The sequence below is a fragment of the Sphingopyxis sp. H053 genome (assembly GCF_001468225.1).
Classification (GTDB): domain Bacteria; phylum Pseudomonadota; class Alphaproteobacteria; order Sphingomonadales; family Sphingomonadaceae; genus Sphingopyxis.
In genome coordinates this window covers 1-20,425 of the sequence record NZ_LNRU01000019.1, presented here as the reverse complement: position 1 = coordinate 20,425, position 20,425 = coordinate 1, and the positions used below count along the sequence as shown (strand labels likewise).

Genomic DNA, 20,425 nt, shown 5'->3' with positions numbered 1-20,425 from the left:
AGCGGTCCCGGCTTTCGCTGGGATGACGATCAGCCGCTATTCCGCAGCGCCGTCGCGATCGCGTTGATCGTCAGCTGGATGCCCTCGGCAATGCGCGGATCGGTTTCGCCGGCGCGGTGGCGCTTCATCAGCTCGATCTGCAGCAAATTCAGCGGCTCGATATAGGGCAGGCGCAGCCGGATCGATGCCTCGAGCGCCGGATTCTTTTCGAGCAACCGCGTCTGGCCGGTGATGTCGAGCAGCCCGTCATGCGCGCGGTTCCATCCGCCCTGGATGCGGCCAAAGATCGCCTCATGCCCGTCGATTCCCGCCGCCAGCTCGGCGTAGCGCGCGGCGATCCCCATGTCCGATTTGGCGAGCACCATCTCCATATTGCCGAGCAGCGCGGCGAAAAAGGGCCAGCCCGCCGCCATGTCCGCCAGCAGCGCCTTGTCCTCGAACGCCGCAAAACCCTCGCCGGTGCCGTACCAGCCGGGCAGCATCGCGCGCGACTGCGCCCAGCTGAACACCCACGGGATCGCGCGCAGATCCTCGATCGCGCTCGACTTGGTGCGGCTCGACGGCCGCGATCCGATCTTCAGCGTCGCGATCTCGGCGATCGGCGTCATCGCGCGGAAGAAATCCTTGAACGCCGGGGTGTCATAGACGAGCCCGCGATAGGCGGCGAAGGCGCCGTCCGACAGCTGGTCCATCGCCGCGGTAAAGCGCGCGGCATCCTTGTCGCTCAGCGCCTCGGGCTCGAGGCTCGCGAGCAGGCTTGCCGACACCATCGCCTCGAGGTTCGTCGCCGCGCTCGCCGCGGTGCCATATTTCGCCGCGATCACCTCGCCCTGTTCGGTGATGCGGATGCGCCCCTGCACCGTGCCCGCGGGTTGCGCGCGGATCGCGGCAAAGGCGCTACCGCCGCCGCGCCCGACCGCGCCGCCGCGGCCGTGGAACAATTGCATCGCGGTGTCGGCCTCCTCGAACACCGGGGTCAGCGCCTGCGACGCCTGGTGCAGTCCCCAGGTCGAGGTCAGATAACCGCCGTCCTTGTTCGAATCCGAATAGCCGATCATCACTTCCTGATGCCCGCGCTGGCCGATCTGCGGGCCGATTTCGGGCATCGCGAAATAACGCGCCATGATCGCGGGCGCGCGGTCGAGATCGGCGATCGTCTCGAACAGCGGCACGACCATCAGGTTCGACTGGCCCGCGTCGCCGCCGCTCCGCCACAGCCCCGCTTCGCGCGCGAGGACATGGACTTCGAGCAGGTCGGACAGCTCCTGCGCCATGCTGATGATCCACTGGCAGATCGCGTCATTGCCCAGCCGTTTGCGCACATCGGCGGCGGCATGGACGATCGCGAGTTCGCCCGCGGTCTCGTCGCTCCACTGGTGCCACGGCGCCGCTAGCGGCCGGTCGCTTTGTAGCTCGGCGGTGAGCAGCGCGACGCGTTCCTCTTCGCCCAGCGCCAGATAATCAGGACAAACGCCCGACACGCTGAGCAACTCGGCGAGCACGCGTTCGTGCACCGCGCTGTTCTGGCGCATGTCGAGCGTCGCGAGGTGGAATCCGAACACTTCGACCGCGCGGATCAGCCGCCCCAATGCGCCGATGCCGCCGAACTGGCCCTGGCTGTTCGCCGACAGGCCGTTGGCGATGGTGACGAGGTCGCGGCGAAGCGACGCCGGGGTGGTATAGGGCGCGCCTTTCAGCGCCGACGGACGCGGCGGCGCGCGGCCGACGATCTCGGCATAAGTGGCGCAGAGCCGTGCATAAATCCCCGACAAAGCCCGGCGATAGGGTTCGTCGCGGCGGCTCGGCGCGGCATCGCCGCTCGCCTCGGCCAGCGCTTCGACGGCTTCGGGAACCGTGGCGAGGCTCGCCGACACCGACAGCTCGGCGCCGAGGTGGTGGACCGCGTCGATATAATGGCCGAGCACCGCGGCGGCGTTGCGTGCCGTCGCCATGTGCATCGTTTCGGCGGTGACGAAGGGATTGCCGTCGCGGTCGCCGCCGATCCAGCTGCCCACGCGCAGGAAACTCGCGGGGCGTTGCCCCAGCTCGGCTTCCCAGCGCGCGTAAAGCTTCGGCACGACGGGAAGGAAGACGTCACGCAAATAGGTGAGCGCATTGTCGATCTCGTCGGCGACGAACAATTTCTCGGTGCGCAGCGGTCGCGTCTGCCACAGCAGCACGATCTGCCGCCGGATCGCATCCTCGACGACATCGCCCTCGGGCGTCTCGTCGGCGCCGCGGTCGCGCAGCAGCATCAGTTCGGCGATGCGGTTCTTGTGGTCGAGCACTGACTTCCGCCGCACCTCGGTCGGGTGCGCGGTGAGCACCGGCGCGACGAGCGAGGCGCTCAGCAGTGCCGCGATCGCGTCGCCATCGATGCCATCGTCGCGCAGTTTTTCGATCGCCGCCGCAACCGTCGCCTCGGGTTCGGCCGCGACCCCCTGCCGGTCCTCGGCAAGATTGGCGAGCATCGAAAACAGCATGAAGCCGCGCACGAAGGCGATCGTATCGTCGAGGCTCAGCGCATCGAGCCCCGGGTCGATCGCCTCGGCCCCCGCGATCCCGCGGTGCCGGTCGACGCTCGACGAGCGGATATATTCGGTCTGGCGGAACAATTTGTCGCCGCCATAAGCGCGGATGACGTCACCGAGGATCCGCCCCAAATAGCGGATGTCGGGGTTTTGCGAGATCTGGATAGGCGGGCCCATGCGCCGGATTGCTGCACCTGCGAAGGCGCAGCGTCAAGCGGCGCATAGCTATGCGCGCGCCAGATCTATGCGCCTTCGCGGGCCGGTTCGCCTATATCTATCCCGAAACGTGCCCTTCGAGTAACACTATTGCGCGTTCTCCATGCGCTCGTGGAGCAACAGGCGTTAGGCAAAGGTCTCGTAGACGTCGTCCGAAAATCCCTCGCCTCGTTTTAGCGCGATGGCTCCGCGCACTCCGCCGACCATGGCGCCGAGTAGAACCGCGCCAACGATCCATGAGGTGGGTGTTCCATTCAGGATCGTGCTGAGAAAATATAATAATGTGGCAAGAATTCCGAAGATAATCCCGCGGCCCTGGCGAAGCAGCGCCGCTGCGACGAACATCAGGACGATGTGAGCTACCGCTATCAGGATAATTGGGTTCGCGTCGCCAATGAGCCGCACAAGATTGTCGGTGCCCACGGAAAACCACAGCCTCAAAACACTGAGTGTCGCGACGATGGTCAGTGCCGTTGATGCAGTCTGGGCTGCACTGAGCGCCCCCGCGCGTGTCGTCAGGTCGGGCGACCACAGATTCTTGAACGTGCCGCCGATGCCGCCTTGATAGGCCATGCTATCCTCCCCCTTGCCGGCCGCCTGCGCCCCCCGCGCGGCGATTGCCGCCGGATTGGCTATCAAGTTTCAGGATGGCCGTCCAGCAGGGCGGGAATCAACGCGTTTTCACGAGGTTGAGCGTCCCCATATCGACTGTGCGCCGCCCGTCGAACGTAACGCTATTGCGCGTGTCGGTGATGAACATCAGCTTCCCCGACGCGTCGGTGATGCGTGCCGCGACGGCATAGCTGTGGCGCGGGTCGAGCTGGCGCTGGTCGACGGTCAGCGAAAAGGCGAAAGGCACCTGGCGGCCGTCGGCGGTGAACGATTGCTGCGCGATCGTCTTCGACGGGGCGTCCATCAGGCTGACATCGCTCAACGTAACTTCGACCTGCGCGGTCGGCGGCAGCGCGATGCGCTCGCGATAGGTGATGCTGCCGGTCACCGACACGGGCTGTTCGGCGGGCGGGACTGTTGCGCACGCGGCGAGCAAAGGTGCGGTGACCATGCCAACGGCGAGCAAGCGAGCGATGCGAACCATGATGTTTCTCCTTTTTTCGATGGTTGGCGGCCGCCTAATGCCATCGAGGTGAACCCACGCTGTCGCGCCCGCCCATGCGCCGTTCAGCCTTCCAGCTCGACATCCCAATACAGCCAGTCGATCCAGCTGGTGTGCAGATAGTTCGGCGGGAACGCCCGCCCATTGTCCTGCAGCTGCCAGCTCGTCGGGCGCCAGGGCTGCCGATAGATCGGCATATGCGCCTGTTGCGGGGTGCGGCCGCCTTTTTTGAGGTTGCACGGCGCGCACGCGGTCGCGACATTTTCCCACGTCGTCCGCCCGCCCAGTCGGCGCGGCACGACATGGTCGAAGGTCAAATCCTTGCCCGACCCGCAATATTGACACGAAAACCGGTCGCGCAGGAACAGGTTGAAGCGCGTGAACGCCGGATGCTGCGACGGCTTCACATATTGGCGGAGCGCGATGACGCTGGGGATCGGCATCGTCTTCGTCGGCGAATGAATCTCGCGTTCGTAATTTTCCACGATGGTGACGCGGTCGAGGAAAACCGCCTTGACCGCCGTCTGCCAGGGCCACAGGCTCAAGGGGTAATAGCTGAGCGGCGTATAGTCTGCATTGAGAACAAGGGCCGGACAGGAATCGGGATGCCGGGCGAGATCGGGATGAAACATGGCTACGCTACGCTGCCCCCTATACTGCGCGGGATGGCGCGCCACTGCCAGTCCCGGGTGACAGCATCATTACATCACGCATATGATTCGCACGTCAAGAGGCGATGTGCCGCAAGATATGGAATGTCCGGCGGGGCAGAGGCACAGTATCTAGACCCGGACGGCGCCGCATGCTGACCCGCTTCGCCCCCAGCCCGACCGGCGAACTCCACCTCGGCCACGCCTATAGCGCGGTGCTCGCGCATGACGCGGCGCGGCGCGCGGGCGGGAAGTTCCTGATCCGCATCGACGATATCGACGGCAGCCGCTCGCGCGAGTCATTTGTCGGCGCCTCGCTCGCCGACCTCGCCTGGCTCGGGATCGACTGGGACGGCGATCCGGTGCGCCAGTCGGCGCGGCTCGGCGACTATGCCGCCGCGCTCGACAATCTGCGCGCGCGCGGCCTCGTCTATCCCTGTTTTTGCACCCGCGCCGATATCGCGGCGAGCCTGTCGGCGCCGCATGGGCCATCCGGCGCGATCTACCCCGGCACCTGCCGGGGCCTGTCCGAAACCGAGCGGACACGCCGCCTCGCGGATGAACCGCATTGCTGGCGCCTCGACACCGCGCGTGCGCTTGCCGAAAGTGGCGATCTGCAATGGGAAGAGGCGGGGCAGGGGCTTCGGTCCGCCGATCCGGCGGCGCACGGGGATATCGTCCTCGCGCGCAAGGACGCCCCGGCGAGCTATCATCTCGCGAGCACGCTCGACGACGCCGCGATGGGGGTGACGCACGTCATCCGCGGCGCCGATCTGATCGCCTCGACCGACGTCCACCGGCTGCTCCAGGCGCTCCTCGATCTGCCGACCCCGCTTTATCGCCATCATGCGCTCGTCTGCGGCCCCGACGGCAAAAGGCTGGCGAAGCGTGACGCCGCGGCGTCGCTCGCCTCGCTCCGTGCGGCCGGGATCGGCGGGCGGGCGCTCGCCGCCGATTTGGCCGCAGGGCGGCTTCCTGCTGGCTATTCGCTGCAAAATCCCTAGATTGGGGTTATGGAAATCCTGCTCATCCTTGGCGTCGTGATTGCCGCCGGCTTCGTCCTCTTCTCGCTCGCGCGGGGGCTCTTCTATTTCTCGCAAGGGCACAAAGCCCAGATGGACGGTACGGTCCATGAGAATCAGGTGATGCAGAACCGGATGATGATGGCGCGCGTGAAGTGGCAGGCGATCACGATCATCCTGCTCGTGCTGATCGGCCTGTTCGCCGCGGGAAAATAGGCCGGGGCGCATGGTCAAGCTCAACAAGATCTACACGCGGACCGGCGACGACGGCACGACGGGGCTCGTCGACGGATCGCGCGTCGCCAAATCGGACGCGCTGATGGCGGCGATCGGCGACGTCGACGAGGCGAACAGCGCGATCGGCATCGCCGCCGCGGCGCTTGACCCGGCGAGCGACGAAGCCGCTATGCTTGCGCGGATCCAGAACGAGATGTTCGACCTTGGCGCCGACCTTGCGACCCCGCCCGACATCCAGTTCGGCTTCGGCCCGCACGAAATGGCGCTGCGCATCGTGCCGAGCCAGATCGCGCGGCTCGAGGACGAGATCGACCGCATGAACGACGCGCTCGATGCACTCAAAAGCTTCATTCTGCCCGGCGGCACCGAAGCCGCGGCGCGGCTCCACCTCGCGCGCGCGGTGACGCGCCGCGCCGAACGCGCCGCCGTCGCGGCGGGCGCGGCGCGCGACCTCAACCCGATCGCGCTCAACTATCTCAACCGCCTGTCGGACCATCTCTTCGTGCTCACGCGGCACATCAACGCCGCGGCGGGTGGCGATATTCTCTGGAAACCCGGCGCGACGCGCTGACCGGACGGATCCTCCCTGCGGCGAAGCCGTGGGGAGGGGGACCGCTCGCGTAGCGCGTGGTGGAGGGGCCGCGCCATAGCCCCTCCGTCAGCGCTTCGCGCTGCCACCTCCCCATCGCTTCGCGACAGGGAGGATCGATGTTCCCTAAATGTTCCTAGACTTTCCATCGCGGCGTAACCATAATCCGGTGAACAGCGAAACCGAATCGCACCCCGGGGGATTGTCTCACCATGGCCAGCCGCACCGACGCCCAAAATCGTACCGATCCGCTGGAAGAGCTGACGCGGCGCTTCGTCGCGACGCGGCGTCTGTCGCTCGATCTCGTCGCAACGCTGTCCGATGCCGACGCGAGCGCACAGTCGATGCCCGACGCTTCGCCCGCCAAATGGCACCTCGCGCACACGAGCTGGTTCTTCGAAACCTTCATTCTGCGCGACCATGTTCCGGGCTATACGCTCTTCGACACGCGCTACCCCTTCCTCTTCAACAGCTATTATGAGGCCGAAGGGCCGCGCCACGCGCGCCCGGATCGCGGCCTGCTGACGCGCCCGTCGCTCGACGAGGTGCGCGTCTGGCGCGCGCATGTCGATGCCGCGGTCCAGACCGCACTGCCCGATCTCCCGGCGAGTGCGCTGACGCTCGTCGACCTCGGCATCCATCACGAACAGCAGCATCAGGAATTGCTGCTCACCGACCTCAAGCATCTCTTCGCGCAGAATCCGCTCGGCCCGGCGGTCTGGAACCACGAAACCCGAAGCGCGAGTGAAGTTACGCAGTTTTCCGCGATGAAATGGATCAAGGGTGCGGATGGCGTGGCGAAGGTCGGCCATGCGGGCACCGGCTTCGCCTTCGATTGCGAAGGCCCGCGCCACGATGCGCTGCTGACCCCGCACGCGCTCGCCAGCCGCCCGGTGAGCAATGGCGAATGGCAGGAATTCATCGCCGATGGCGGCTATCATACCCCCTCGCTCTGGCTCAGCGACGGCTGGGCGTGGGTGCGCGCCGAGGACATCGAGGCGCCGGCCTATTGGCAGGACGGCCAGACCTTCACCCTGTCGGGCTGGCAGGATATCGACCCCGCCGCGCCGGTGACGCACATCAGCTTCTTCGAGGCCGACGCCTTCGCGAGCTGGGCGGGCGCGCGCCTCCCGACCGAACAGGAATGGGAGGCTGCGGCGTCGTCGTTCGACCCGAACGGCGGCCAGCAACTCGACGCCGCCGGACCGGTGCAGCCTGTTCCCGCCGCCGGCGACGCCGATCTGCAACAGATGTTCGGCAGCGTGTGGGAATGGACCGGCAGTGCCTACCGCCCCTATCCCGGCTTCCGCGCCGCCCCCGGCGCGGTCGGCGAATATAATGGCAAGTTCATGAGCGGCCAGTTCGTGCTGCGCGGCGGCAGCTGCGCGACCCCGCGTGGCCATCTGCGGGCCTCCTACCGCAATTTCTTCTACCCCCACCAGCGCTGGCAATTCACCGGCGTGCGGTTAGCCAAGGATCTTTGACATGGGCGTTGTGCGCAATCTCAGGCAAGTTGCGGCCGACGACGCGGGCGTTGATGTAGCCTTTCGCGCCGACGTCCATGCCGGCCTCAGTCAGCAGCCGAAGGCGATCCCCGCGCGCTGGTTCTACGACGCGACCGGCTCGGCGCTGTTCGAGGATATCACCGCGCTCCCCGAATATTATCCGACGCGCAGCGAAACCGACATGCTCACCCGCCACGCCGCCGACATCGCGGCCGCGATCGGTCCGGGCCGTGCGGTCGTCGAACTCGGCTCGGGCAGTTCGACGAAGACGCCGCTGTTGCTCGATGCGATCGCGCCCGCCGCTTATGTGCCCGTCGATATTTCGGGCGACTTCCTGCGCGATAGTGCGGAGGCGCTCGCGATACGCTTTCCGGGGCTGCCCATTTATCCGGTCGAGGCCGACTTCACCCAGCGCGTGACGATGCCCGACGAGATCGCCGACGTGCCCAAGCTCGGCTTTTTTCCGGGCAGCACGATCGGCAATATGGTCGCGCGCACCGCAATCGACCTTTTGCGCAACTGGCGCTGCGCGCTCGGCGAAGCGTCGCTCCTCCTCATCGGTATCGACCGGATCAAGGATGTGGCGACGCTCGAGCTGGCCTATGACGATCCGGCCGGCGTGACCGCGGCGTTCAACCTCAACCTGCTCGAAAGGATCAACCGCGAGCTCGGCGGCAACATTCCGGTCGAGAATTTCGCCCATCGAGCCGTGTGGGACGATGTCCATGCGCGCATCGAAATGCATCTCGTTGCGGCGTGCGACATCGAGTTCACCGTCGACGGCCGCGGCTATACGATGGCGAAGGGCGAGACGATCCACAGCGAGAACAGCCACAAATACGGCGCGCGCGACGCGAACCTGCTTTTGCGCGCGTCGGGTTGGACGCCGATCGCAACTTGGGACGACGCCGATCCCGCCTTTGCCCTGATCCTCGCCGAAGCGACCGCTTTCCGCTCCGCTCCCTGACGCGCGCTCTTGACGCACGGGGCCGAAGCCGTAGGGGCACAGGCACGGTTTTCAGCGAAAAGGGCAGCATATGATCGTCGGCGTTATCGGTGCGGGACAAATGGGCGCGGGCATTGCGCAGGTGTCGGCGGGTGCCGGGCATGATGTGCTGCTCTCCGACATCGACCTCGCGCGCGCCGAAGCGGGCAAGGCGGGGATCGCCAAGGCGCTTGGCCGCCTCGTCGCCAAGGAGAAGATGACCCAAGCGGATGCCGACGCGCTGCTCGCCCGCATCACCCCCGTCGCCGACCACAGCGCCTTCGCCCCCGCCGACCTCGTGATCGAGGCGGCGACCGAGCGCGAAGAGATCAAGCGCGCGATCTTCGCGAGTGTTGGCCAACATCTGTCGGCGACCGCGATCCTCGCCAGCAACACCAGCTCGATCCCGATCACGCGGCTGGCGCAGGCCGCACCCGACCCGGCGCGCTTCATCGGCGTCCATTTCTTCAATCCGGTTCCGGTGATGGGGTTGATCGAACTGATCCGCGGCCTCGCGACCAGCGACGACACGCTCGCAAAGGTCGAAGCCTTTGGCCGCGGTCTCGGCAAGGAAATCGTCCACGCCAGCGACGCACCGGGTTTCATCGTCAACCGCGTGCTGATGCCGATGATCAACGAGGCGGTGTTCGCGCTCGGCGAAGGCGTTGCGACGATGCAGGATATCGACGCTGGTTGTCGTTTGGGCCTCAACCATCCGATGGGCCCGATCACGCTCGCCGACTTCATCGGACTCGACACCTGCCTCGAAATCATTCGTGTGCTCTACAGCGGCACCGGCGATCCGAAATTCCGCCCCGCGCCGTTGCTCGTCCAATATGTCGACGCGGGCTGGGTCGGGAAAAAGGCGGGTCGCGGCTTCTATGACTGGACGGGGCCGGAGCCCGTGCCGACGCGATAACGCCGGTAACCGACGTCGCTCCCGTTTATGACTGGACGATCGACGCGTCGTTGCACAGGATGATGCGTCCGCGGTAGGGTGGTACAGCCGCCGGACAGTGGAGCCGACGTTTTTCCGCGCGTCGAATGGGTGCGGCAATCCGGGCCGGGCAACCGAGGGGAATGATCATGCGCCGCATTTTGTTGACGAGCCTGACCGCCGCCGCTTTTGTCCTGCCTTTCCATGCGCACGCCCAGCAGGGCGCGCCCGAAGATTCGACGATCAAGGACACCGCCAATTCGGTGACCGAACCGTTCGACGGCAAGGAAATCCCTCCCAAGCTCCTGGCGATTCAGCACCACCCCTATTCACTCGCCGGCCTGGGAAAATGCGCCGCGATCATCCGCGAGGTTGGCGAGCTTAACGAGGTTCTCGGCGCCGACGTCAACGAACAGGTCGACAAGAGTCTGGCCAAGAAGCGCGAAGAAACCGCCGGCCGCGTCGCCGGTACGGTGGCGGGCGGGATTATTCCCTTTCGCGGGTTGATCGCCGAGGTCACCGGCGCGAACGCCGAACGGCGGCGCTACGCGCTCGCGGTCTATGCCGGAACGGTGCGCCGCGGTTTCCTGAAAGGCGTCGGGCTTGAGCGCGGTTGCAAGGCACCCGCCCGGCCGTGACGACGGAAAGCGGCCCGCCGTAGGCGAACCGCTTTTCGAGCTTTACAGCGGCGTCGCGATCGCGCGGCAGCTTTCGGGCGCCGAACGCAGCGCGGTGTTCCACGTCACGCCATTGCCCTGCCGGTGCAGTCGTGCGCCGTTCTTGTTCTCGTAAATCTGGCCGCTGTTCGCCGGCGTCGATTTGAGCACCATCGTCTGCCCGCCGTTGACGCGCACGATCGCGCCGTCACCGACATAGTTGACGTTCAGCCGGGTGCCGCGGTCGCATTCATAGGCGGTTCCGGTTTGGCGGGGCACCGACGAACAGGCCGCAAGCGCGAGGATCGCGGCGCCCGCCGCGACAAGAGCTGTTGCCTTCATATCTGTTTCCCCCCTTAGTAGCCCGAACGCACGCACAGCACGTCGGCGAGGTAGACCCGCCCGCTGATCGTTTCCATATGCTCGCGCGCCGACCCGTTCCAGCCGATCGAACGGCACCAGCTATCGGCGGTCTGCGCCGCGCAATTGGCGGTCGCCGATCCGCGCGCGCAGGCGAGCACGCGATAGTTGCGCTCTGCGGGCTGGGTGTGGAATTCGGCAAAATTGCCGCGCGCTACCTGGTCGTTGGCGGGCGGATTCGGGTTCCAGCCGCCGCCGCCCCCGCCACCGCCGCCAACCGGGCGGATCGATTGGATGGTGAGGCCGCGCAGGACATTGTTGAGCATCGGCGTGTCGCGATCGACCGTCCGGCAATTGCCGCGGTAGCGCGTCCTTTCGCACAATTCCCAGCGTCCGTTCGGGACACGGATCGAATTGACCGGCCAGGCGAGGCCGAGGTTTGGCTTTTCCTCGCCGATGAACACCGCGGGGCCGCGATAGCCGGCGTCGCGATAGATCGTCGCCTCGGGCGGGCGATCGGGGCGGTAGCGCTCGGTCTCGGCCGTCTGGGCATAGGATGTGGCGAGGAAACCCGCCCCTATCGACGCCGCGGCCGCGGCAAGGATCGACAAACGATACGCGGTTTTCATGACAGCCTCCCATTTTGCGAACGCGACCCGGGATTTGTTATTTGCCCAAGTTTACGCCATTCGCTGGCGGCTTGCAAATTCTCCCAATCGTCCGGGGCGGTTACGTTACGGCGCGTAGATCAGGGCGCCTTGGCGGACGTCGCAGCCGGGGCCGTCGCCACATCGGGCGCCGGTGCTGCGGCCGGCGCCGCGACGGGTTGCGCGGGCGGGACGGGAGGGGCTGCCAAGGGCGGTGCGACGCCCAGCATCAACCCTGCGAGCGCTGCCGACATCAGATTCGACAGGCTGCCCGCGAGCAGCGCCTTCAGCCCCAGCTTGGCGATCATCGGGCGCTGGTTCGGGGCAAGCCCGCCGGTCACCGCCATCTGGATCGCGATCGAGCTGAAGTTGGCGAAACCGCAAAGCGCGAAGGTCGCGATCGCGACCGCCGCCGCCGACATGCCGCCTTGCGCCTTGCCGAGGTCGATGAAGGCCACGAATTCGTTGAGCACGACTTTACTGCCGAACAGCCCGCCGACCGTTGCGCTTTCCTCCCAAGGCACGCCCATCAGCCACATGACGGGGCGGAAGATCGTGCCGATGATCGCCTGGAACGACAGGCCGTCGATGTCGAACCAGCCGCCGATGCCCGCAAGCAGGCCGTTGGCGAGCGCGACGAGCGCGACGAACGCCATCACCATCGCGCCGACCGCGACCGCGAGCCTGACGCCGGTCTGCGCACCTTGCGCCGCGGCCATGATGATGTTGGCGGGCTTTTCCTCGTCGTGGCTCGCCTCGGGCATCACGACGGGTTCGATGCCGATGTCCTTGGGATCGTCGGGCATCATGATCTTGGCCATCAATATGCCGCCGGGCGCCGACATGAAGCTGGCGGCGAGCAGATAGGGGAGGAGGTGCGGGCCGATCATTCCGGCATAGGCGCCGAGAATCGTGCCCGCGACCCCTGCCATACCGACCGTCATCACCGTGAACAGCTGCGGCGGGGTCAGCCCGGCGAGATAGGGGCGGATGACGAGCGGCGATTCGGACTGACCGACAAAGATGTTCGCCGCGGCGCCGAGGCTTTCGACCTTGGTGATGCCGGTGACCTTCTGGATCGCGCCGCCGACCCATTTAATGATCAACTGCATGATCCCGAGATAATAGAGCACCGAGATCAGCGAAGCGAAGAAGATGATCACGGGCAGCGCGCCGATCGCGAACACCGCCTTGCCATAGGGCGCCTGCGTCAGCACGTCGCCGAAAAGGAACCGGGTACCCTCGTCGGCATAGCTCAAGAGGTTCGACACGCCGTTCGACATCGCCTGAATCACCGCGCGGCCCCATGGGGTGCCGATGACGAGCACGGCGAAGCCGGCCTGGAGCAGGAAGGCGGGGATGACGATGCGCAGGCGAATCCAGCGACGGTTCGACGAAAAAAGCACGGCAATCGCAAGCAATGCGACGATGCCGAGCAGACCGATCAGGCGTTCCATGATGTAAGTGCGTCCCCCGCAAGTTTAATGCGCCTGTCTAACGGGCTTTGACAATGGGGCAAGGGCCGCGCGTCGAGCCGTGTTTCTCGGACTTTCCAGCATCCGCAAAAGCGATTAAGCGGCCTCGATGGAAAATAGCTCTTCGCGCGTGATCGCGCCTTCGTTGCTGCTGTTCGCGATCCTCTACGGCGGCATGGTTCCGCTCGGCGGTTTCCTGGGGGCGAAACAGGTTGCGCTTGGCCCGCTGGCGGTCGAGGCCGGGATTTTCCCCTTTTTGACGCTGATCGCTATTTCGAGCGGGATCGCCGAACTGCACGGGCGTGTCGTGGCCGACAGGCTGGTGCGGCTGGGCTTCATTCCGCTTATCCTCGCGATCGTCCTTACCGTGTTCGTGCTGCAATTGCCGACCGATGCGGGCATGTACGAGCCCGCCAAGGAGGCTTTTCCGATCATCGTCGGGCAGGGATGGCGCATGATGGCGGCGGGAATCCTCGCTTATGGCGTGTCGGTCAGCCTCAACGTCTGGCTCTTTGCGCGGATGACCGCGAACAACGGCCGCCTATTGCCACTGCGCGGTTTTGTTGCCGCGGCGCTCAGCCAGATCATCGATACGTTGATCTTCATCACCGTCAGCTTCTATGGGGTCCGCCCGATCGGCGACCTGATGCTCGGCCAGATGATCGCCAAAGTCGTGCTGTCGGCGGTAATGGTGCCGTTGCTGGTGATGGCGGTGGTGGCGCTGGGCCGCCACCTTGATGCGAAGAACGGCGGATGATGTCGATGACCGATCCCTCGAAAATGCCCGACCTGCTCGCCAAGGCCGAAACGCTGGTCGAGGCGCTGCCCTATCTGCAGCGCTATGCCGGCGAGACCTTCGTGATCAAATATGGCGGCCATGCGATGGGCGATCCTGAGGCGCAGCGCGACTTCGCCGAGGATGTCGTGTTGCTCAAGGCGGTCGGGATCAACCCTGTCGTCGTCCATGGCGGCGGGCCGCAGATCGGCGCGATGCTCAAGCAGCTCGGCATCGAATCGACCTTCGTCGGCGGTCTCCGCGTCACCGATGCCGCGACTGCCGAGGTCGCCGAGATGGTGCTCGCGGGTAAGATCAACAAGGAAATCGTCAGCTGGATCGCTGCGCTCGGCGGCCGTGCGGTAGGGATTTCGGGCAAGGATGCCAATCTTGTGCTCGCCGAAAAGGTCACGCGCACCGAGCCCGACCCCAATTCGGGGATCGAGCGCCATGTCGACCTGGGCTTTGTCGGCGAACCGGTGGCGGTCGATCCGACGATCCTCGTCAATCTGACGAAGGACAATTTCATCCCGATCGTCGCGCCCGTTGCGCTCGGCGCCGACGGCGCGACCTATAATATCAACGCCGACACGATGGCGGGCGCGATCGCGGGTGCGCTGGGAGCAAAACGCTTTTTCCTGCTCACCGACGTTGCCGGGGTTCTCGACAAGTCGGGCGCGCTGCTCACCGACCTCGATCGCCCGGCGATCGACACGCTGAAGGCTGACGGGACGATCACCGGGGGCATGATTCCCAAGGTCGAGACGTGCGTCGCCGCGGTCGACGCCGGGGTCGAGGCGGCGGTCATCCTCGACGGGCGCATTCCGCACGCGATGCTGCTGGAAATTTTCACCGCGAGGGGTGCGGGGACGCTCATTCACCGCTAAGAGACGCGGCAAGACCCTTTTACGGAGAAATCGCCTTGCTTCTCATGCTCCTCCAGATCGTCCACATCATCCTGACGGTCCTGTGGTGGTTCATCATCGCGCAGGCGGTGATGTCGTGGCTGATCGCGTTCAACGTCATCAACACGCATAACCAGTTCGTCGGCCAGCTGTGGACCGTGCTCGACCGGATCACCGAGCCGCTCTATCGCCCGTTCCGCCGCATCATGCCCGATTTTGGCGGGCTCGACCTGACCCCGATGCTGGTGCTGATCCTGATCATCATCATCGACGGGCCGGTGCTGAACTATCTCGCGAGCCTCGCCTACACCAACGGAATGGCGTGATGACCGCGGCGCAGGTGATCGACGGCAAGGCATTCGCCGCCGGCCTGCGGGCGCGGATTGCCGATGCGGTGCCGGCGTTCGAGGCCGCGACGTCGCGTGCGCCCGGTCTCGCGGTCGTACTCGTCGGCGATGATCCGGCGAGCGCGGTCTATGTCGGGTCGAAAGGCAAGGCGACGATCGCCGCGGGCATGGAAAGCTTCGAGCATCGGCTGCCCGCGACCGCGTCGCAGGCCGAAGTCGAAGCCTTGCTGCGCCAGCTCAATTCCGACGATGCCGTCGACGGCATCCTGTTGCAATTGCCGCTGCCCGGCCATCTCGACGAACAGGCGGCGGTCGCGACGATCGATCCCGACAAGGATGTCGACGGACTGACACCGGTAAGCGCCGGGCGCCTCGCGCTCGGCATCGCCGGGATGGTGCCGTGCACGCCCTATGGCTGCTTGCTGCTGCTTCAGGACCGGCTCGGCGATTTGTCGGGCAAGGATGCGATCGTCGTCGGGCGTTCGATCCTCGTCGGTAAGCCGATGGGGCAGTTGCTGCTCGGCGCCAATTGCACCGTCACGATGGCGCACAGCCGGACGAAGGATCTGCCCGATCTGGTCCGCCGCGCCGATATCGTCGTCGCCGCGGTCGGCCGCGCCGAAATGGTGAAGGGCGACTGGATCAAGCCCGGCGCGATCGTGATCGATGTCGGCATCAACCGCCTGCCGCCCGCCGACGGCGCGGCGAAGGGGCGGCTGGTCGGCGATGTCGATTATGACAGCGTCGCTGCGGTTGCCGATGCGATCACCCCGGTTCCCGGCGGCGTCGGGCCGATGACCATCGCGTGCCTGCTGCGCAACACGCTCGTCGCGGCCCACCGCCGTGCGGGCCTCGCCGATCCGGAGGGTTTTTGATGCGCCGTCTGGCTATCGCGGTCCTTTCGCTTTCGGTGATAGCCGGCGGCGCCGTGATAGCACGCGAACGCGATCCGCTCGCAGCGAACCCCAGCGCTTTTATCGCCGCCGAAATCGGTTTTTCGCGGCTCGCGCAGGAAAAGGGCCAGTGGACGGCGTTTCGCGAAACCGCGGCGCCCGAGGCGGTGATGTTCGTGCCGCAGCGCGTGAAGGCCCGCGACTGGCTGAAGTCGCAGAAGGACCCCGCCGAGGCGGTGAAGTGGCAGCCGCACGCGGTCTATACCAGCTGCGACGGCAATGTCGGCGTCACCACCGGCGCGTGGCAGAAGGGGCCGGCGAACGGATATTTCACGACGGTCTGGCTGCGCGACCCCAAGAAGGGCAAGCTCGCCTGGACCCTCGACCATGGCGATACGCTGGCGACCCCGCGCGAAGCCCCCGATTTCATCGCGTCGAAACAGGCGGTCTGCGGTTCACGCCCTGCGGTAGCGGTCGAGGCGGGCGGCGAGGGTGACGATAGGACTGTCGGCCTGTCGCCCGACCAGACACTGAGCTGGACGTCGACCGTCCGCGCCGATAAGTCGCGTCGCGTCACGATCCGCCTGTGGGACGGCAAGGACATGGCAACCGTCATCGACGAACAGGTCGCGGCGCCGAAGCAGCCATGATCGACCTTTTCATCTCCGCCTTTGTCACGCTGTTCGTGGTGATCGACCCGCCGGGCTGCGCGCCGATCTATGCCAGCCTGACGACGGGGGCGAGCGCGGCGCAGCGGCGTTCGATGGCGATCCGCGCGACGGTGATCGCGGGGCTGATCCTCGTTTTCTTCGCGATGTTCGGCGAAGCGCTGCTGAGCTTTCTTCACATCGATCTCGACAGTTTCCGCATCGCGGGCGGGATCATGCTGTTCATCATCGCGATCGACATGGTGTTCGAAAAGCGCACCGAACGCCGCGAACAGCGCGCCGAGAAGGTGATGGCGACCCCCGAGATCGAGGATGTGTCGGTGTTCCCGATGGCGATGCCGATGCTCGCCGGTCCGGGGTCGATCGCGTCGGTGATGCTGCTCGTGTCGCAAAACAGCGGGCTCGACCGCGCTTTCGTGATCTTTGGCGCGCTGCTGCTCGTGCTGCTGCTGACGCTCGCCGCGCTGCTTTCGGCGGGGCCGCTGATGCGGCTGATCGGCAACAAGGGCGAGGCGGTGATCACCCGCCTGCTCGGTGTGCTGCTTGCGGCGCTTGCGGCGCAGTTTGTGATCGACGGGCTGAAGGCGAGCTTCCCGAGCCTCGGATAAAAAAGGGGCGCCGCCTTTCGGCGACGCCCTTTCTTTTCCACAGGAATGGAACTGGATTATTGCGCCGCGTTGACGTCGTTCTGGGTGACCGGCGCGATACGGATTTCGACGCGGCGGTTGCACTGATAATCGGCCTCGCCGCGTTCGGGCGAGCATTTGAGCTGCGATTCGCCGTAGCCGAGCGTCGCCATGCGCGCACGCTGGATGCCGCGGCCGCCGAGATAGTCGGCGACCGACGCGGCGCGGCGTTCGGACAGGCCCTGGTTATAGGTGTCGCTGCCCGTCGAATCGGTGTGGCCATAGACGTCGATATAGGTGCTCGGATATTCGGCGAGCGTCGAGGCGACGCTGTCGAGCGCGCTGCGGAACTGCGATTTCACCATCGCGCTGTTGAGGTCGAAGGTCACGTCGCCGGGCATGTTGAGCACGAGCTGGTCGCCCTGACGCTCGACATCGATCCCGGTGCCCGCGGTGCGTTCGCGCAGCTTCTTTTCCTGCTGGTCCATATAATAGCCGACGCCCGCGCCGGCGACCGCGCCGATGCCCGCGCCGACGATTTCCTCGGTGCGGCTGTTGCGCCCGCCGATCAGGTCGCCGAGCAGATAGCCGCCCAGCGCGCCGCCGACGCCGCCGATCGCGGCCTTCGAAATCTTGCGTTCGCCGGTCACCGGATCGGTGACGCAGCCCGTCAGCGCGATCGCGCCGATGCTGGTCAATATGGTGAGCTTGATCGTCCTGCTGTTCATCTTTTTCGCTCCCTTTATCCGGCGGATGCCTCGCGTCCTTTGCATGCCGCCCTTCCTTGCCGATAACATATGGCTGGCGATCTGGTTCCAAAATTCGCCTGAATGCCGACTGAGCAGGGCATTCAGGTGTGCGCCATTGTGCAATGCGCCGCCTTTCGCTTATAGGGCGGACATGACCGACGCTGACAGGGGCCGGGCGCCGATGCGCCGTACGAGCGCCCAATGACCCCCTTCCCCTGGTCCGATGTGGCGATCATCGCGGTCCTCGTCCTCCTCAACGGCGTTTTCGCCATGTCCGAACTGGCCATCGTCTCGTCGCGCGACCCGCGATTGCAGGCGGCCGAGAAGCGCGGCAGCCGCGGCGCGAAGATCGCGCGCCAGCTCGCCTCCGACCCCGGGCGCTTCCTGTCGACGGTGCAGGTCGGCATCACGCTGATCGGCGTGCTGACCGGTGCCTATTCGGGCGCGAGCCTCGGGCAGCCGGTCGCCGACCGGCTTTCGGCGTGGCTGGGCCTCGAAGCCGAAACGGCCGAGGCGGCGGGTTTTGCCGCCGTCATCGCGCTCACCACCTATTTCTCGCTGATCGCGGGCGAACTGGTGCCCAAGCAATTCGCGTTGCGCGCCCCCGAACGGATCGCGATCGCGGTGGCAGTGCCGATGTACTGGTTGTCGAAAATCGGCGCGCCGCTCGTCGGGTTGCTCGACGCGAGCTCGGCGCTCGTCTTTCGCCTGCTCGGGCTCAAACGCGAATCGGAAGATCGCGTGACCGCCGAGGAATTGCACCTGATCGTTGCCGAGGCGTCGAAATCGGGGGTGATCGAGGAAAGCGAACGGGCGATCATCTCGGGCGTCGTGCGCCTTGCCGACCGGCCGGTGCGCGAGGTGATGACGCCGCGCAAGGATGTCGACTGGGTCGATGTCTCGCTCGACGCGCGCGGGGTGCGCGACAAGCTGGTCGAAACGCCGCACAGCCGTTTGCCCGTCGCGCGCGGGTCGGTCGACGACATCGTCGGTGTCGTGCAGGCGCGCGACATCGCCGCAGCGCTGTTCCAGGGCGAGACGCTCGACCTCGAGCAATTGATGCGGCCGGCCAAAGTGATCCATGACCAGATCGACGCGATGGACGCGCTCGAAGCCTTGCGCGCCGCTGACGTGCCGATGCTGTTCGTCCACGACGAATATGGCCATTTCGAAGGGCTGGTGACCCCCGCCGACCTGCTCGCCGCGATCGCGGGCGAATTCGCGTCGGATCAGGACATCGGCAGCGAGCCGTTCGTCGTCGAACGCGAGGACGGCAGCCTGCTGATCGCGGGGTCGATGCCCGCCGACCAGATGGCCGAACGGCTGGGGATCGAACTCGGCGACGACCGCGATTATGCGACCGCGGCGGGTCACGCGCTCGCGATCCTCAAGCATCTGCCCAAGGAAGGCGAGCGTTTCACCGACAAAGGCTGGCGGTTCGAGATCGTCGATATGGACGGGCGCAAGATCGACAAGCTGCTGGTCACCGAGGTGCGCAAGCCGAAGGACGACGAAGCCGAATAGCGTGGCTTAAGGCCACAAAAGCCCCGCGTGAGCGCGTTCAAAGTGAGTCCTTTGTGGCCTTAAGCGGCGCCGCATCCTCGCGCAGCGCCGAATGGACGATGTCCATATCCGGGCCGCCGGTCACGTCGATCGCACCGCCGCGCAGCACCCGGACGGTGGTGATGCCGTTGAGCGCGCGATCCATCGCATAGTCGAACTGCCGCATCCGGCCCATTGCGATCGCCCGATCCCATGCCTGCGCAAAGCTCTCCGCACCGGGGCGGTCGCGCAGCCGATAGGCGGAACGGCGACCCATTCCGACGGCGCGCGCCGCCTGCCCGACCGAGCCCATCGCTTCAAGGGCGCGGATGAAGCATTGCTGGGTTATGGGTGTCCATCCGTCGGCGCGGCGGCGCTGCTGCGGCAAGGGATGGAAAGCGAGGACTGTGCCGGCGAGTAGCGGTGAGGCAGGGTATGTCGGTTCCATCGGCCAGTTTGGAGCATGGCCCGATAATGTAGGAAAGCGAATTTTGCGGGCCTGCTTCCGCTTTGGGGTGGTGAGTTGCCGTGGCCGATCCTCCCTGTCGCGTAGCGATGGGGAGGGGGACCGCCGCCGCAGGCGGTGGTGGAGGGGCCGCGACGTCGCGCCATTGCCCCTCCGTCAGCGCTGCGCGCTGCCACCTCCCCATGGCTTCGCCACAGGGAGGACCGTATCGTCCGCAATCGGTCGTTAGCCGCCCTTATAGCTCCCCGCCCAGCGCCCCATATTTCGCCTCGAAGCCGGCTTTGTCGCCGCGCGCAAGATAGCCTGCCTGATCGACGATATTGTCGCGTGCGATGCGGCCCTGGAAGGTACCGAGCTGCTGATCGATCCGCGCGATGTCGGCGTCGGTCCAGTCGGCGATCTGCCGGAAGCTGCTGACGCCGAGGCCGTTCAGCAGCACGACGAGCTTGGGGCCGACACCCTTCAGCAGTTGCAGATTGTCGGGGCCGCTTTTGGGCACCGCCGCGGCGGGCTTCGGGGCGGGGGCGGGT

23 protein-coding genes and 1 pseudogene are annotated in these 20,425 nt (G+C 65.9%); 14 read left to right on the top strand and 10 right to left on the bottom strand.

Translation table 11 applies throughout. From position 1 onward, the window contains the following. Positions 1-29: 29 nt before the first annotated feature. The 4 genes from ppc to ATE70_RS23310 all read right to left on the bottom strand — a co-directional run bounded on the left by ppc (position 30) and on the right by ATE70_RS23310 (position 4,493). Positions 30-2,708 carry a phosphoenolpyruvate carboxylase gene (gene ppc, locus ATE70_RS23325; RefSeq protein WP_058539890.1) on the bottom strand — a complete coding sequence of 893 codons (2,679 nt, stop codon included), beginning with the start codon at positions 2,706-2,708 and terminating at the stop codon, positions 30-32. A 165-nt stretch (positions 2,709-2,873) separates the two neighbouring features. Beyond that, the gene (locus tag ATE70_RS23320; protein ID WP_156419819.1) at positions 2,874-3,320 is read right to left on the bottom strand and encodes a hypothetical protein; all 447 of its coding nucleotides are present in this window, start codon (positions 3,318-3,320) and stop codon (positions 2,874-2,876) included. A 97-nt stretch (positions 3,321-3,417) separates the two neighbouring features. Continuing rightward, positions 3,418-3,843 (bottom strand): YbaY family lipoprotein, encoded by a 426-nt coding sequence (locus tag ATE70_RS23315; RefSeq protein WP_058539888.1) that lies wholly within the window; start codon positions 3,841-3,843, stop codon positions 3,418-3,420. Positions 3,844-3,926: 83 nt separating this feature from the next. Beyond that, positions 3,927-4,493, bottom strand: a complete 567-nt coding sequence (locus tag ATE70_RS23310) for an HNH endonuclease (protein WP_037512689.1) — start codon at positions 4,491-4,493, stop codon at positions 3,927-3,929. Positions 4,494-4,663: 170 nt separating this feature from the next. On the opposite strand from ATE70_RS23310, the gene gluQRS reads away from it, so the two are divergent. The 7 genes from gluQRS to ATE70_RS23275 all read left to right on the top strand — a co-directional run bounded on the left by gluQRS (position 4,664) and on the right by ATE70_RS23275 (position 10,424). After that, the gene (gene gluQRS, locus ATE70_RS23305) at positions 4,664-5,515 is read left to right on the top strand and encodes a tRNA glutamyl-Q(34) synthetase GluQRS (RefSeq protein ID WP_058539887.1); all 852 of its coding nucleotides are present in this window, start codon (positions 4,664-4,666) and stop codon (positions 5,513-5,515) included. A gap of 9 nt (positions 5,516-5,524) precedes the next feature. Beyond that, entirely contained in the window at positions 5,525-5,749 is a 225-nt protein-coding gene (locus ATE70_RS23300) for an HIG1 domain-containing protein (RefSeq protein WP_058539886.1), read from the top strand. 10 nt (positions 5,750-5,759) lie between these two features. Continuing rightward, positions 5,760-6,341: a cob(I)yrinic acid a,c-diamide adenosyltransferase gene (locus ATE70_RS23295; protein ID WP_058539885.1), complete on the top strand. Its 582-nt coding sequence runs from the start codon at positions 5,760-5,762 to the stop codon at positions 6,339-6,341. A gap of 230 nt (positions 6,342-6,571) precedes the next feature. Continuing rightward, a complete protein-coding gene (egtB, locus tag ATE70_RS23290; RefSeq protein ID WP_058539884.1) occupies positions 6,572-7,843 on the top strand; it encodes an ergothioneine biosynthesis protein EgtB in 1,272 nt (423 codons plus the stop codon). A gap of 1 nt (position 7,844) precedes the next feature. Beyond that, entirely contained in the window at positions 7,845-8,831 is a 987-nt protein-coding gene (gene egtD / locus ATE70_RS23285; protein WP_058539883.1) for an L-histidine N(alpha)-methyltransferase, read from the top strand. Between the two features lie 70 nt (positions 8,832-8,901). After that, positions 8,902-9,768, top strand: coding sequence for a 3-hydroxyacyl-CoA dehydrogenase NAD-binding domain-containing protein (locus ATE70_RS23280; RefSeq protein ID WP_058539882.1), 867 nt, complete (start codon positions 8,902-8,904; stop codon positions 9,766-9,768). 167 nt (positions 9,769-9,935) lie between these two features. Continuing rightward, positions 9,936-10,424 carry a hypothetical protein gene (locus tag ATE70_RS23275; protein ID WP_058539916.1) on the top strand — a complete coding sequence of 163 codons (489 nt, stop codon included), beginning with the start codon at positions 9,936-9,938 and terminating at the stop codon, positions 10,422-10,424. Between the two features lie 42 nt (positions 10,425-10,466). Here the strand turns inward: ATE70_RS23275 and ATE70_RS23270 are convergent, their stop codons facing one another. The 3 genes from ATE70_RS23270 to ATE70_RS23260 all read right to left on the bottom strand — a co-directional run bounded on the left by ATE70_RS23270 (position 10,467) and on the right by ATE70_RS23260 (position 12,906). Then, a complete protein-coding gene (locus tag ATE70_RS23270; protein ID WP_058539881.1) occupies positions 10,467-10,784 on the bottom strand; it encodes an MliC family protein in 318 nt (105 codons plus the stop codon). 14 nt (positions 10,785-10,798) lie between these two features. Then, positions 10,799-11,431 carry a beta/gamma crystallin-related protein gene (locus tag ATE70_RS23265; protein WP_058539880.1) on the bottom strand — a complete coding sequence of 211 codons (633 nt, stop codon included), beginning with the start codon at positions 11,429-11,431 and terminating at the stop codon, positions 10,799-10,801. Between the two features lie 119 nt (positions 11,432-11,550). Continuing rightward, positions 11,551-12,906 (bottom strand): NupC/NupG family nucleoside CNT transporter, encoded by a 1,356-nt coding sequence (locus tag ATE70_RS23260; RefSeq protein WP_058539879.1) that lies wholly within the window; start codon positions 12,904-12,906, stop codon positions 11,551-11,553. A gap of 127 nt (positions 12,907-13,033) precedes the next feature. On the opposite strand from ATE70_RS23260, the gene ATE70_RS23255 reads away from it, so the two are divergent. Genes ATE70_RS23255 through ATE70_RS23230 form a run of 6 tightly spaced genes read left to right on the top strand, consistent with a single transcriptional unit; the run spans position 13,034 to position 17,120 of the window. Further along, positions 13,034-13,681, top strand: a complete 648-nt coding sequence (locus ATE70_RS23255) for a queuosine precursor transporter (protein WP_058539878.1) — start codon at positions 13,034-13,036, stop codon at positions 13,679-13,681. Further along, positions 13,678-14,586 carry an acetylglutamate kinase gene (gene argB, locus ATE70_RS23250; protein ID WP_405053467.1) on the top strand — a complete coding sequence of 303 codons (909 nt, stop codon included), beginning with the start codon at positions 13,678-13,680 and terminating at the stop codon, positions 14,584-14,586. The genes ATE70_RS23255 and argB overlap by 4 nt, the downstream gene beginning before the upstream one ends. 44 nt (positions 14,587-14,630) lie before the next feature. Then, on the top strand, positions 14,631-14,930 hold the full coding sequence (locus ATE70_RS23245) for a YggT family protein (protein ID WP_058539877.1): 300 nt from the start codon (positions 14,631-14,633) through the stop codon (positions 14,928-14,930). Continuing rightward, complete coding sequence (gene folD / locus ATE70_RS23240; RefSeq protein WP_058539876.1) at positions 14,930-15,826, top strand: bifunctional methylenetetrahydrofolate dehydrogenase/methenyltetrahydrofolate cyclohydrolase FolD; 897 nt, start codon at positions 14,930-14,932, stop codon at positions 15,824-15,826. Before ATE70_RS23245 ends, folD begins: the two co-directional genes overlap by 1 nt. Further along, a complete protein-coding gene (locus ATE70_RS23235; RefSeq protein WP_058539875.1) occupies positions 15,826-16,494 on the top strand; it encodes a hypothetical protein in 669 nt (222 codons plus the stop codon). The genes folD and ATE70_RS23235 overlap by 1 nt, the downstream gene beginning before the upstream one ends. Then, positions 16,491-17,120, top strand: a complete 630-nt coding sequence (locus tag ATE70_RS23230; RefSeq protein WP_037512727.1) for a MarC family protein — start codon at positions 16,491-16,493, stop codon at positions 17,118-17,120. The genes ATE70_RS23235 and ATE70_RS23230 overlap by 4 nt, the downstream gene beginning before the upstream one ends. A 56-nt stretch (positions 17,121-17,176) precedes the next feature. Here the strand turns inward: ATE70_RS23230 and ATE70_RS23225 are convergent, their stop codons facing one another. Continuing rightward, positions 17,177-17,866 (bottom strand): OmpA family protein, encoded by a 690-nt coding sequence (locus ATE70_RS23225; RefSeq protein WP_058539874.1) that lies wholly within the window; start codon positions 17,864-17,866, stop codon positions 17,177-17,179. A gap of 222 nt (positions 17,867-18,088) precedes the next feature. Between ATE70_RS23225 and ATE70_RS23220 the strand changes: the two genes are divergently transcribed. Further along, a complete protein-coding gene (locus ATE70_RS23220; RefSeq protein WP_058539873.1) occupies positions 18,089-19,411 on the top strand; it encodes a hemolysin family protein in 1,323 nt (440 codons plus the stop codon). A gap of 37 nt (positions 19,412-19,448) precedes the next feature. Here ATE70_RS23220 and ATE70_RS23215 read toward each other — a convergent pair whose 3' ends face one another. Together ATE70_RS23215 and ATE70_RS25325 are read right to left on the bottom strand one after the other, a co-directional pair. Next, on the bottom strand, positions 19,449-19,877 hold the full coding sequence (locus ATE70_RS23215) for a hypothetical protein (RefSeq protein WP_156419837.1): 429 nt from the start codon (positions 19,875-19,877) through the stop codon (positions 19,449-19,451). 253 nt (positions 19,878-20,130) lie between these two features. Beyond that, a pseudogene (locus tag ATE70_RS25325) lies at positions 20,131-20,425 on the bottom strand (hypothetical protein); the annotation flags it as partial.